We start from the raw sequence: 13276 nt of genomic DNA, 5'->3' as shown, positions 1-13276 counted from the left end.
AAACGCTAATCGCCGCTATTCGCCCATTGCCGGCGATAATCGGCATAATTATCACGCTTTTGCAGCACCCAGCGGGCCGGATTGACGCTGTAAACATCCGGCAATTGATAACCGTTAAACCGGTTGGCCTTGATCAGCGAATACGCCCCCACATCAGCAAACACTAATCGGTCGCCAACCGCCGGAATCCGCCTAAACCGATATTCGCCGAACACATCACCGGCCAGGCAGGTCGAGCCCGCCAAAATTGCCGATTGTTCACCGGCACCCTCTTCTTCCAGCAAGCGCGGTTTCATCTGATATTCGAACACTTCCGGATGATGATTCACCGAGGTGTCCAAAATCAACACCTGCTTGCCGTCACTGACGAAGCGATCCAGCACGGTGGTCAGTAAATAACCGGCATTACCGACCAGCCCCTTACCCGGCTCCAGATACACATCGACGCCAAATTCGGCTCGCACATCCCTGATCAATTCGGCAATATCTTGGTGATCGGCGATGGCGTGATACAAATAGCCGCCGCCCAGATTCAGCCATTTAAGCCGATTGCATTTTAGAATGGGCCGCAGCTTTTCCAGCGTCTGTTGCAAGGGCCTAAAATCCCGGCAGGCAAATACCGTGTGAAAATGTAGTCCTTCCACATTGGCCGGCAAACCATCCCTCAGCAGTTCGATATCGACCCCCAATTTGGAATGCGGCCGGCACGGGTCATAGCGCTGATCGTCAGCAAAAGACAGCTTGGGATTAACTCGCAAACCTGGCGAATAACCGTCAGCCAACGCCTTTAGCCGCTGATGCTGCGGCAAGGAATTGAAACTGATATGACTGCAAAGCCGGCCCAACTCTGCGAACTCGTCGGGGCGCAAGCCCGGCGTGGTCAAATGAATACTGCCGCCGTCACCCAAAACCTCTTTCGCCAGTCGCGCCTCGAACAAGGAACTGACCGAAAAGCCGTCGATTTGATCTTTTATCAGCGCCAGCAATGCCGCCAACGGCAGCGCCTTCATCGAATACAAAATCTTGCAGCCGCTTGCCTGCTTTAGCGCTTGTAGCGGTGTTAGATTGGCGAGAATTTGCGCTTCGTCCAGCACCAAGGCGGGGCTGGTGGGAATTTGTTGCTTTAGCTCGAGCCAATTCATCGTTGAGCATGCCTGTTGCCTGAATAAATCGCGTGCTCGGTAAGCACATAGTCCATAAACACATCGTGTGTATCCATCGCCACCTGCGGCAATAGTTGGGCTTCATAGCAAATCGCCGCCAACACCGCGTTGGGCCGCACTTTTTGCAGTAGCCGGTCGTAATAACCGGCACCGTTGCCCAAGCGTCCGCCTTGATTGTCAAACGCCACGCCGGGCACGACGACGACATCCAGCTCATCAGCAACCACTTGCTTAGCCGGCTCCAGCCAACGTGCCCGCGGCGGTTCGAGAATATTCCACATGCCCGCTTGCAATTCGTCGAGTGATTCCAGCTGCCACAATCCCAATTGCTTATGACCCACCGTATCGACCGTACAATAAGGTACGACTATGCGCTTACCCGAATTTAGCTCTGCGGCTACGGTAGGCAGCGTCTGCACCTCTGAACGGCAATGTAAATACCACATCACCGTCTTAGCTGCTTGATACCAGGCTTGCTCGACAACACGCCGGCAAATGTCGGCGCTGATCGCATCTTTATCTGCCTGCGCATGACGCGCTGCGTAGGCGATTTGGCGTTGTTCGGCTTTAGTCATAGGCGCAGCAATAGGCCAAGGCTTGCCCGACTAGGTCTTTAGAACCGGTAATCAAATGCTGGGCGTCCTGCTCCTTGCGTAGCCAGGTAAATTGGCGCTTGGCCAACTGACGAGTGGCGATGATAGCTTTATCCCGCATGGTTGCCAGGTCGTATTCGCCGCTTAGATAGGACCAAGCCTGCCGATACCCAACACAGCGTATCGACGGCATGCTTTCGTCCAGATTGCCGCGTCGCCATAAAGCCTGCACTTCGTCGAGAAAACCTTGTTTCAACATCAGATCGAAGCGCTCGGCAATCTTGTCATGCAAGGTGCTACGCTGCTCAGGCGCGATAATCAATTTGATAAACCGATACGGATGCTCGGCTTGCTGATCGGCGTCGAAGAAACTGGATAACGGCCGGCCGCTGATTTCAAAGACCTCCAACGCCCGTTGAATACGTTGCGGGTCGTTGATGTGTATTCGCGCCGCAGATTGCGGATCGACTTGCGCCAGACGGGCATGCAAGGCGTCTTTCCCCAAGGTTTGCAATTCGTGGTCCAATCGCTGGCGAATTTCCGGATCGGCTGCCGGCAATTGCGCCAAACCTTGGGTCAAGGCGCTGAAGTACAGCATCGTCCCTCCCACCAAAATCGGCAACTTGCCACGTTCAGTCATATCCGCCATCAACGCCAAAGCGCGGTCACGGAATTGGCCGGTGGAAAAACTCTCATGGGGATCGAGAATGTCGATTAAATGATGCGGCACGCCGCCGCGCTCGACGATGTCGGGCTTGGCAGTACCAATGTCCATGCCACGGTAAACCAAGGCGGAATCGACGCTAATGATTTCGGTGTCCAAGGCTTGCGCCAGCGCCACGCCCAGCGCGGTCTTGCCGGATGCGGTCGGCCCCATCAACAGAATGGCCGACGGTTTTTGCAACTCGCTCATTTATTGCCCGCGCATGAAAAACCGGTCCAAGTCCTGATGGCTCAGCGCCACCCAGGTCGGTCTGCCGTGGTTGCATTGGCCGATGCGCTCGGTTTGTTCCATGTCGCGCAGCAAGGCGTTCATTTCTTCGATGCTGAGTTTGCGCTTGGCCCGCACCGAGCTGTGGCAAGCCATGGTCGCCAAAATCGCGTTAATACTTTCTAGTGCTTTATGGCTGACGCCGTGAGTGGCCAGATCGGCCAGAATGTCGCGCACCAACTGATCGACATTGGCTTTTGCCAGCAGGGCCGGCGTGGCTCTGAGCACCACTGTTTCCGGGCCGGAACGGTTGATTTCGAACCCCAGATTCATAAAAAATTCGTGCTCTTGCTCCGCCAGATCGGCCTCGGCGGCGGTGACTTGCAATTTGATCGGCAACAGTAAGGGCTGAGAGACGATAGCCCGATTGTGGTAATGCTGTTTCAGCCGTTCATACGTCACCCGCTCATGGGCAGCGTGGGCATCCACCAAAATAATGCCATTGGTCGTTTCCGCCAGGATGTAAATATTGTGGATATGCGCCAAGGCAAAACCCAGCGGGGGTATCGCCGACTCGCCTACTGGCTGGGTTGGGCTGGCGCGTTCGGTCTGCGGATACAGCTTGCCGTAGGCTGTGATTTGTTCGGCCACATCCGACAAATTGGCTCGCTCCGACGGGTAGCGATAAGCGCCGAATGCTTCAGGTGTAGGCCGTTGCGACATGCTATCCACACTCGACTCCGGCATCGTCAGCGGTAAAGAGATTTGCTGATTCAAAGGCGTCCGCAACTGCGTCATCGGCGCTTGCGCAGGCGAAACTTCGCCTACAGTTTCAATGTGCTGCGCCACCGCGGTAGCGCCGGGTCGTTGATCGGCCAAGCTGCGATGCAAGGCCTGAAACAGAAAATCGTGCACCATCCGCCCTTCCCTAAACCGCACTTCCAATTTAGTCGGATGCGCATTGACGTCAACCAGCGCTGGGTCGAGCTCCAGGTACAACACAAACACCGGATGCCGGCCGTGGTAAAGCACATCCTGATAGGCCTGCTTCACCGCATGGGCCACCAAGCGGTCTTTGATTAAGCGACCGTTGACGTAGAAAAACTGCATGTCTTGCTGGCTGCGCGAAAAGGTCGGTAAGCCAACCCAGCCGTGTAAATGTAAACCGGATGCGGCAAAATCGATTTTCACGCAATTCTCGACAAAGGCCGAACCGCAAATTGCCGCAATGCGTTTTTCCTGGGCGGCTTGGGTGTCCGCCGGTTTCAGGTTCAGCACTTCGCGCTGATTGTGATTCAACAGGAAACCGACATCAAAACGCGCCAAAGCCAATTTTTGAATCAGGCTCTCTATATGGGAAAACTCGGTCTTCTCGGCTTTTAAAAACTTACGCCGGGCCGGGGTGTTGTAAAACAGGTCGCGGACATCCACCGTGGTACCGGGCGGATGTGGATCGGGTTGCGGATCGAAGTTTTGCTCGGTGCCATCGGCACTGACTTGCCAGGCACAATCGGCATCCGCAGTACGGGAAATCAAAGTCAAACGCGCCACCGAACTGATGCTGGGCAAGGCCTCGCCGCGAAAGCCCATGCTGATCACATGCTCCAAATCATCCAACGAAGCAATCTTGCTGGTGGCATGCCGGGATAAAGCCAAAGCCAGGTCATCCTTAACGATGCCGCAACCGTTGTCGCGGATTCGGATTTGCCGGGTGCCGCCCTGCTCCACATCGATTTGAATCTGGGTGGCGCCAGCATCGAAACAATTTTCCACCAGCTCTTTGACCACGGACGCCGGCCGTTCGACCACCTCGCCGGCGGCGATTTGATTGACTAATTGGGTAGGTAAAGCATGAATCCGCATCGGCCGCGCTCAAACAAAAGCGCGTATTTTAGCGGATGGAAATGAAACGGGGCGAAATGATTCGCCCCGCTTTAAGATAGTTTAATCAGCTGTCATGCGGAATCTGCAACACCTGACCAACCCGAACATTGCCGTCATTCATCGCATTGGCCATCCGCAAGGCTCGCATGCTTATGCCATATTGCTGGGCGATGCCGGACAGGGTTTCGCCGCGATTAATCACATGATGCGTGCCGGCACTGTTGCTCGCGATTGTGGCGGGAGCGGCATCCAGCTCTCTAGCCGCCAACACCGGTTTTTGTTCCGGTTTTGCTTTAGCCACAGACTCACTAGTATCCACATCCACTGCCGCCAATTGCACAGCTTTGGATTTGCCGGAACGATTAAGCTGCGCCATCATCGTATCGGCCGGCGCATATTGTTTAAAGTGACCGACGATGCCGCTAAATACCGCCGAGGCCATTTTGTTTTGATAAGCCTTGGTGTTTAAACGGCGCTCTTCTTCCGGATTGGAAATAAATGCGGTTTCGACCAGGATAGACGGAATTTCCGCCGACTTTAACACGACGAATCCGGCTTTTTGCACGGTATTGCGATGCAAATGACCAACACCCTTCACGCTTCTCAACACCTTATTACCGATGTTTTGACTGGCTTCCTTCGCCGCCTTATTGGATAAATCCATCAACACCGAGGTCAAGGTGTCATCTCTGTCCTCGCCAGCACCGCCATCCACCGCGTTTTCGCTGTTAGCCAGCCACGTGGCGCCGGCACTGGACGCGCCTTTATTGGCCAACGTATAAACCGAAGCACCGTGCGCCTGACTGTCGCTAAACGCATCGGCATGTATCGACACAAACAAATCGGCCTTGGCCGCTCGGGCAATACGGCGGCGTTCGTTTAATTTCACAAAATAGTCACCATCGCGAATCATCACCGCTTTCATGCCCGGCTGGCTGTTAACCATGCCTTGTAGACTCTTGGCAATCGCAAACACCACGTCTTTTTCTTGCGTGCCGTTCGCGCCCTGCGCACCGACATCTTTGCCGCCATGACCAGCGTCGATGGCCACAATGATGTTTCGGCCCTTGGCTTTGGCGACGGATTTAACCGTGACAGGCTTGGCAGTGGTCTCGGATTTTTTAGTGGATTTATCGGCTTTTTCGGAAGCAGCAACCTCCGGAGTAGCTGTCGGCTTTTCCGTTTTAACCGCCGCAACCGGAGTAAATGCTCTTTCCGCCGGCTTGGCTGTCAATTGCGGCTGCGCTGGCTGATCTTTTGCCGCCAAATCGATTTGTAAATTCTTACCGACCATCGCGACTTTGGCGTCCGCATCAGCTTTCAATTCGACGACGATACGCAAATCCTTGTTGTTACGCATTGCGCTGCGGGCAAAACCAAACAAGGGATGATCCGCAACCGGTTGATTCAAATCCTGCGCCATTTTGGCATCGCTAAAATCCATAACCAGACGATTAGGACTTTTCAACACAAACGCATGATGCTTGACCGTGCTCGGCAAATTGACCAGCAGTTGATTGGTGGATGAATAACTGATCGGACCCAGTTCAGTCTGAGCCGCGAGCACCGAAAACGTGGGTAATAACAAACCCCATATCCAGAAAATTTTAGACATCTGCTGCATACCCCACATTTCCACTAGTGACAACTTCGTTGAAATTATAGCAGTAGGTTATTGTTTTTCCAGTTTAGTTTTATGTCGCCAAGCCGATTTTTTGCTAACACATTGATTTCAGCGGTACGTTGCTGCTCAAAATAATTCAAGCTAACCTCCACATCGGCATTGGGCAGAAAGCCGGCACCCATTTGCGGCCATTCGATGCAGCACAATGCGTTTTGGTTGAGATAATCGTCCATGCCCATCCACTCCAATTCCTCGGGGTCCTTCAGCCGATACAAATCAAAATGAAACAAGCGCCGGCCATCGACTTCGTATTCCTCGACCAAGGTGTAAGTAGGGCTTTTCACCGCGCCTGAATGGCCGGCAGCGCGCAATAAGCCGCGCACCAGCGTCGTCTTGCCGGCACCCAAATCGCCGTACAAAAACAGCAGACATTTTGCCGGCAAGGCTTGCCAAAGCGCAGCGCCCAGCGCTTCGGTATCTTCGGGGGTTTCCAGCGTGATGTTCATTAATACAATAATTTCCTGATTCGTTCCGGCAAATCACCGGCCAACAAGCCGCGCTCGCCCAATTCTGCAGCCAGACTATCAGCCGCTTCGCCATGCACATAGACACCCAGCCTAGTCGCCTGCTCCAAACTCAAGCCTTGCGCCAGCAAACCGCCGATCAAGCCGGACAACACATCGCCCATGCCGCCGCTGGCCATGCCGGGATTACCGGTGGTGCCGACATATACCGTTTCACCGTTGCTAATCAAGGTACCGGCGCCTTTTAACAAACAGATACCACCGTACTGACTCTGAATATCCGATAAGGCTGCAAAGCGGTCTGCCGAGATTTGCCGGGTATTACATGCCAACAAGCGCGCGGCTTCGCCGGGGTGCGGTGTTAAAACCCAGTTTTCGTGGCGCTTCGGTTGCTCCGCCAGCAAATTCAGCGCGTCGGCATCAAGCACGCAAGGCTTATCGCGACCCATGACGGTGCCAAACATTTCCCTGGCCCAATCGTCCTGACCAAGGCCGGGCCCGATCACGATGACGCTGGCTTTATCCAATAAGGCGTGCAGCGTTTCGCCACATTCCACGCCGTGGCACATCAACTCCGGCCGGCCAATATTGATCAGCCCGCTATGCGCAGCGCGGGTGGCGATACTAACCAGACCGGCCCCGGAACGCAAGGCCGCCTCACCCGCCAAACGAATCGCCCCGGTATAACCCAGATTGCCGCCAATCAGCAGTACGTGACCAAAATGGCCTTTATGCGCCGTCCGCGAACGACGCGGTAACGCTAACTTTTCCAGCAATTCCGCGAACGGCGGCATTGCCGCCAACACTGCCTCGTCGATATCCAAAGTGTTGCAAATAATCTCGCCGCAATATTCCGGCGCTGCGCCGGTAAACAAGCCGCACTTCAAACCGATAAAAGTCACCGTCACATCAGCTTTGACTGCGCAACCCAACACCGAACCGGTGTAGGCATGTAAACCGGACGGTACATCCACGGCAACTACCGGACAGGCTGAATCGTTAATCGCGGTGATAGCTAACGCATAACCTTGCCCGACTTCCCGACTCAAACCAATTCCGAATAAGGCATCGACGATCACACCTTGCAGCCTGGATTGCCCGGCTTCGAAGTCGCTGACACAACCTCCAGCCTTGATAAAATCTTGGTATGCACTGAGCGCATCGCCCGACAAACCGTGCGGATCGGTCAAGGCGTAAACGGTTACCTGATAATTAGCCTGCAAGGCCAGCGTCGCCACCTCATAGCCGTCGCCGCCATTATTGCCGCCGCCACAAAACACCGTGATCGCGGCGTGTTCCGGCCAACGCCGCTGTATTTGTTCGAACAGCGCGTATCCGGCCCGCCGCATCAATTCCCTACCAGGAATCCCCAGTTCGTCGATCACATAACGCTCGGCTTCGCGGATTTGGGCGGTGCAAAAGAGTTTGTTTGGGGGTGTTTGCATGGTGACCTTGGAAAAGTCGATAGGATTTTTGTCGGTGATCTTGCCAAGATTGCTTAGCTGGATTGCTCCAGTACCAGTCGGCAAAACTAACTTAAATCAAACTCTCGGCCGTTTGGAAAAAATCAATTCGGTGCTCATGGTTGATTTTCACGGTACACGGTTAGTATCTCGATGGCATCACCGTTTAAACGGTAAACAAAGCTGTATTGTTGATAGACCACCCGGCGAATGTTGTCGCCAAACTCCGGCATCGGCGTACCCGACTCGGGAAACTGCACCGGCAGGGTATTTAGCCAATTTTCAAAACGTTGCAGATAATCCAGCACAAAGCGCTGCGACAGGTTTTGCCGATAAAGATAGTCGGCTATTTCCGCCAAGCGCTGTCCGGCGCGCGGCGAAAAGACAATGCGGTACTCACTCATATTTCCGGCGAATGTCCTGCATCACCTGTTGCAACGGCAGGCCTTCGCCAGCAGCCAATTGTGTAATTGACACACCGATATCCTGCTTGATTTTGCGCTGCTGTACAAACTCGGCAAAGGCACTGGCAACGGACTGCTGATTATTGCCAAACAACTGCTGCAGGCTGGCTTCCAACTCAGGGTTATCGATTTCGATGTTTAACATGATGAATTCCAAAGATTTAGTTATTGCATTATTTTTCAGGCCCATTATGACCCACAGGGCCGCACAAGGAAGTTTGAAAAGCATAACGCCAAACCATTGCATAGCCAATTCTGAAAATAGGCGGGGTGGGCTGTTCAACCCGCTCCAAAGGTTTTGCCAAACTTTCCCATATTCTTGAAACGTTCAGAACAGGTTTACAAAACCCATAACGTGCTCATTTGACAGTAGCCTTATGTTTCTTGGACTCACCGCGAATCATTTTACCCTCACGCATCAGTAACCCTAAGATGCTCCAAGACAAATAATCTTTCGAACCGCCAAGATAGTCACATTGGAGACCCAGTGATTTAGCCGTATCGGAGTTTGTAATTCCGTCTGGATTTGCTTGAGCCAACTCAAGGACCGCTGACTTCAAAAGCTCAAGTGCCACTTGCGCCTTCTCGACAGAACCAGAAGGAATAATAAGCCCCTTGCGCAACTTTCGGATTCGCCACTCGGTGACACAACATTAGTGAGAATACCCCCATTGGTCACTGTGCCAAAAGCAGAGATTAACTCCGCTTCAAGTTTAAGTGCTTGTACTTCAGTAAGATCATCAGCTAATACGGTGGTAATGACAGCATGTCCGGCCGCCTGAATTTCGGCAATGCGCCTTCCTTTTTGAGTTTGATCTACTCGAAGGGTGTGCTCCCAAGCTCGATTACCCGTTCCTTTGCCAATATAGAAAGGCTGCGCCGGTGAGTTACGTGGATCTTTAAGCGAATAAATATAATAAGGGTTCATTACATCAACAATCGGAGCTATGTTGTTAATTGTATAACTATCGGTAACGTGTAAATTTCTGTCATTCAAACAGATCGAGTGACCAACCACAACGGGCTGGCATTAGGCAGCGAGAAACTCAAGCCTCGCCCAATGCAATTTTCCCCGCAGGATGTCAACCCGCTTATGTCACAATTGCCCCACTAAATCGATACGGAGCAAAACCATGCGCCAATTTCTGTTAATCATCATGACACTGCTTGCGCTGAGCGGCTGCGCGTCGGAATCCTGCGATAAAGATGTGGTGAGCATCCTCAACCCCAATCAAACCAGCGCGAAGTTGCTGATGGATTACGCCAAAACCGCCGTCTGTAAGACAGATTCAACGAGCACGGCAAAGCCTACAACTGTAGACGAAGAGCGCAAGCTGGTGTTGATTTACGATTTGTATGTTAAAGCCAGGAGTTATGCGATTTTAAACAAAGTGTTTTTCTGGCTGTCGCTGATTTCTGCGGTGGCGGTGTTTTTGTGGCCTTCGCTGGGGGTGTTGTTGAAAGACCGGCTGGGCGAGCGCGAATGGTATAAGTCGGCGATAGTGCAAACCACGGTGACAGGCATCGCCGCATTGATGTTTGCGTTTTACAGCCAATACAAAGACAAGCAAACCTACACGGAAAATCTAATGCGCTACGCGGTGTTTTCCGATAAGCCGGTAGATGAATTGAGCCAGAAAGTGATCGAGGAAATCGGCAAAATCGATATTGGCTTTAGCTTCAGCGGCGTGTTTGACAAGAAGGAAGACAAATAACTGGAAGGCGCTAACAGCCGCTTTGTCTAAATCAAAAAGATTCCGGCAGCCTTTTACTGCAATAATTGAGTCCACCATAGCCTTGTGGTTTAAGTTGGCGACGAACGATTCCATACCATCGTAAGACGGGCTGTTGGCCTCGTAACTTATCCTTGCCATACGCGCAGCTTTTAAACGATAGTGCGCTCAACACCCGCGCTACATTCTAAGAGCCACGCGCTAAACCATGAACTCGGAAAACCTCAGCAAACCGCCATCGTCACAAGCAGCCAGCCCCTCCGCCCGGCTTTATCTATGGGTTCTATTGGCTATCGTTGCCGGCGGCCTGTTCGGTTACCTGGACGCCGAACACGCTATCTCGCTCAAACCCATAGGAGACGGCTTTATCAGCCTGATCAAGATGTTGATAGGCCCGGTGGTGTTTTGCACTATTGTGCTGGGCATCGCCGGTGCCGACGATATGAAAAAGGCTGGCCGGGTGGGCGTCAAAGCCTTGCTGTATTTCGAAATCGTCTCGACTTTCGCGCTGGGGTTGGGCGTGCTGGTGGCCAATCTGCTCAAACCAGGCCAAGGCTTTAACGTCGATCCGGCCACGCTGGACGCTCAAGCCGTCTCCGGTTATGTGAAACAGGCCAGCCAGCAAAGTACCGCCGATTTTCTGCTGCATATCATCCCCAAAACCTTTACCGACGCCTTCACCGGTTCCGGCGATTTGCTGCAAGTGTTGCTAGTGGCGGTGTTGTTTGGTTTTGCCTTGCAGCAAATGGGCAGCGCCGGCAGATCGGTGTATGTGTTTATCGAAGAATGCTCGCACATCTTTTTTGCGATGATGAGCGTGATCATGAAGCTGGCGCCGTTCGGGGCCGGCGCGGCGATGGCGTTTACCATCGGTAAATACGGCGTGGCCGCATTGAAACCGCTGGCCGCGCTGATGGGTAGTTTTTATCTGACCTGCGGCTTGTTCATCGTCTTGATTCTAGGCAGCATAGCCGCACTGACCGGCTTCAATATTTTTCGGCTGTTGCGCTACATCAAGGAAGAAATGTTGCTGGTGCTCGGCACCTCGTCGTCGGAATCGGCGCTGGTGCCGTTGATGAACAAGCTGGAAAAACTGGGCTGCTCCCGCTCGGTGGTGGGTTTGGTGATACCGTCCGGCTACTCGTTCAATCTGGACGGCACCAATATTTATCTGACCATGGCCGCGCTATTCGTCGCCCAGGCCTTGAATGTCGATTTAGACCCGACGCAACAATTAACGCTGTTGTTGGTAGCAATGTTGACCAGCAAGGGCGCGTCCGGTGTCACCGGCGCCGGCTTTATCACCTTGGCGGCTACACTGGCGGTAGTGCCGGCGGTACCTGTCGCGGCACTTTCGCTGATCCTGGGCATAGACCGCTTTATGTCGGAAGCGCGGGCCTTGACCAATATCGTCGGCAATGCGGTAGCTACGATTGTAGTGTCGCATTCGGAAGGCGAGCTGGATAGGGAAAAGATGCGGGCACAGCTTGGTCAAAACCGGTCAAGCCAGGGTGTCTAACCCCAGTAAGCGCAGCCCTTGCCGTTGCCGATAGCTGACTACCGGCATGATGTTTTGCGCCAATAGATTATTCGCCTGCACTTCGTTCAACACCACTTCCGTCGCGGGCTGCAATACCTGCTCGCCGTCCAGTTCGTAGCTAAACGCCGGTACATCGGCAAAAAAGAATTGCTCCGCGGTGGCGTCATCCTGAGCAGCTCTCAACAATACCCTGGCCGCTAAAAAGGCCGAATTTCCCCACAACAACTCGTCGGTCTGCGGGATATTACTGCACTCTTCAAACGTCAAGCTCTCCAGTGGATCGCGTTTACTGCCGTAAGGTAAACGCATCAGCACGCGCGGATAGGTCAAGATCACGCTGTCGGCCTGGATCTGCTGGCGATATGCCAGCCAATCCGGCGGATTCTGCAAAGCCTCGACCACCAAACCGTTCCCTGCGCCCGCCAGAAACCCCGCCCCGCATTTGGCGGCTAAATCCGCACAATAACCCAGCAAGGCTTTGTCGTCCGCATTTTCGGCAAACAGATAATCGGCCACGATCAACACATCCTGCTCGCCGTCACCGGTTTGCATATGTTGCTGCAAACGCTGGACGACACTCTCACCGCCTTTTTCCAGCTCCGCCAGCAATTGGGCTTGGCTAATATCCAGCAAATAGAGCTGTTGCGCGTCGGCGGCTTCTTCATGCACCAATTCATACGTCGCCCGCCACAAAGCTTCCAAGGCTTGAAAATCCTGCCGGTGTAACAGGGCTTTCACAAACTGTGCGGTCGCGGCGTCGATCACATCAATTAACGCCCGATGCTGCGGATTAGCGTCTTTGGCGACATGCGGCTCCACAATCTGTTTCAACAAACTATCCAGAGAATCGGACGCCGCGACTGCGCCTTCCGGCTTTTTCCCCAGCAGACGTTCCAGCATATCCTCTTGGCTTTCCGTTTCCGCCACAGGCGCTGCTGCTTCGCTGGCGACTACGCCAGGAAAAAAGGCCTGAATTTTCGCCGCCGCCTGCGCGGCGGTATTGGGGTTGCCCAGTTCCGATTTTAAAGTCCGCAAATCGGCCAGCAGCTTGACTTTTCCCAACCAGGCATCGGGATGAAAATCCTCCAACGCCGGAAATTGCAGCGTGATGCCCGAACTGACTTCCAGTGAGGGTGTGACTTGCGCCTGCACTTGCTCAAAGTTATCGACATCGATTTTGCGGATTTTGCTTTGCTCCCAAGACACGGCGGCACCGGAAAAATTGCCGAAAATATAAACCCGGTAGCTACTTTCGCCGCCGCCGGCCTTGGCCGTTTTTCCGGCATTAAAACCCATCGTAAAATCAATTCTGCCTGACATGTTTTCTCCTCGCGCGTTCAGTGCTTTAGCATCAACA

At 53.4% G+C, this 13276-nt stretch carries 13 protein-coding genes; 2 read left to right on the top strand and 11 right to left on the bottom strand.

Annotated elements, in window-relative coordinates:
* Positions 1-5: 5 nt before the first annotated feature.
* The 10 genes from ACWAU0_RS23015 to ACWAU0_RS22970 form a co-directional block, all read right to left on the bottom strand.
* Positions 6-1142 (bottom strand): type III PLP-dependent enzyme domain-containing protein, encoded by a 1137-nt coding sequence (locus tag ACWAU0_RS23015; protein ID WP_101051543.1) that lies wholly within the window; start codon positions 1140-1142, stop codon positions 6-8.
* Complete coding sequence (locus ACWAU0_RS23010; RefSeq protein ID WP_101051542.1) at positions 1139-1738, bottom strand: 5-formyltetrahydrofolate cyclo-ligase; 600 nt, start codon at positions 1736-1738, stop codon at positions 1139-1141. The genes ACWAU0_RS23015 and ACWAU0_RS23010 overlap by 4 nt, the downstream gene beginning before the upstream one ends.
* On the bottom strand, positions 1731-2669 hold the full coding sequence (gene miaA, locus ACWAU0_RS23005) for a tRNA (adenosine(37)-N6)-dimethylallyltransferase MiaA (RefSeq protein ID WP_101051541.1): 939 nt from the start codon (positions 2667-2669) through the stop codon (positions 1731-1733). The genes ACWAU0_RS23010 and miaA overlap by 8 nt, the downstream gene beginning before the upstream one ends.
* Positions 2670-4550: a DNA mismatch repair endonuclease MutL gene (gene mutL, locus ACWAU0_RS23000; RefSeq protein ID WP_458139376.1), complete on the bottom strand. Its 1881-nt coding sequence runs from the start codon at positions 4548-4550 to the stop codon at positions 2670-2672. It lies immediately after the preceding gene.
* An 85-nt stretch (positions 4551-4635) separates the two neighbouring features.
* Positions 4636-6186 (bottom strand): N-acetylmuramoyl-L-alanine amidase, encoded by a 1551-nt coding sequence (locus tag ACWAU0_RS22995; protein WP_240617931.1) that lies wholly within the window; start codon positions 6184-6186, stop codon positions 4636-4638.
* 44 nt (positions 6187-6230) lie between these two features.
* Positions 6231-6701, bottom strand: coding sequence for a tRNA (adenosine(37)-N6)-threonylcarbamoyltransferase complex ATPase subunit type 1 TsaE (gene tsaE, locus ACWAU0_RS22990; protein ID WP_458139375.1), 471 nt, complete (start codon positions 6699-6701; stop codon positions 6231-6233).
* Positions 6701-8164 carry an NAD(P)H-hydrate dehydratase gene (locus tag ACWAU0_RS22985; RefSeq protein WP_523070846.1) on the bottom strand — a complete coding sequence of 488 codons (1464 nt, stop codon included), beginning with the start codon at positions 8162-8164 and terminating at the stop codon, positions 6701-6703. The genes tsaE and ACWAU0_RS22985 overlap by 1 nt, the downstream gene beginning before the upstream one ends.
* 134 nt (positions 8165-8298) lie before the next feature.
* Complete coding sequence (locus tag ACWAU0_RS22980; RefSeq protein WP_458139373.1) at positions 8299-8586, bottom strand: type II toxin-antitoxin system RelE/ParE family toxin; 288 nt, start codon at positions 8584-8586, stop codon at positions 8299-8301.
* A complete protein-coding gene (locus tag ACWAU0_RS22975; protein ID WP_494522153.1) occupies positions 8579-8893 on the bottom strand; it encodes a hypothetical protein in 315 nt (104 codons plus the stop codon). Before ACWAU0_RS22975 ends, ACWAU0_RS22980 begins: the two co-directional genes overlap by 8 nt.
* A gap of 309 nt (positions 8894-9202) precedes the next feature.
* Complete coding sequence (locus tag ACWAU0_RS22970; protein ID WP_458139371.1) at positions 9203-9574, bottom strand: LEM-3-like GIY-YIG domain-containing protein; 372 nt, start codon at positions 9572-9574, stop codon at positions 9203-9205.
* A 205-nt stretch (positions 9575-9779) separates the two neighbouring features.
* On the opposite strand from ACWAU0_RS22970, the gene ACWAU0_RS22965 reads away from it, so the two are divergent.
* Together ACWAU0_RS22965 and dctA are read left to right on the top strand one after the other, a co-directional pair.
* Positions 9780-10361, top strand: a complete 582-nt coding sequence (locus ACWAU0_RS22965) for a hypothetical protein (RefSeq protein ID WP_458139370.1) — start codon at positions 9780-9782, stop codon at positions 10359-10361.
* Positions 10362-10587: 226 nt separating this feature from the next.
* Positions 10588-11898 carry a C4-dicarboxylate transporter DctA gene (gene dctA / locus ACWAU0_RS22960; protein ID WP_458139369.1) on the top strand — a complete coding sequence of 437 codons (1311 nt, stop codon included), beginning with the start codon at positions 10588-10590 and terminating at the stop codon, positions 11896-11898.
* Here dctA and ACWAU0_RS22955 read toward each other — a convergent pair.
* Positions 11881-13239 (bottom strand): type VI secretion system contractile sheath domain-containing protein, encoded by a 1359-nt coding sequence (locus ACWAU0_RS22955; RefSeq protein WP_458139368.1) that lies wholly within the window; start codon positions 13237-13239, stop codon positions 11881-11883. The two genes, dctA and ACWAU0_RS22955, sit on opposite strands and share 18 nt — an antisense overlap.
* Positions 13240-13276 lie beyond the last annotated feature (37 nt).

Source organism: Methylomonas sp. Uni0009 (genome assembly GCF_054188105.3).
This window is presented reverse-complemented; position numbering and strand designations above follow the sequence as displayed.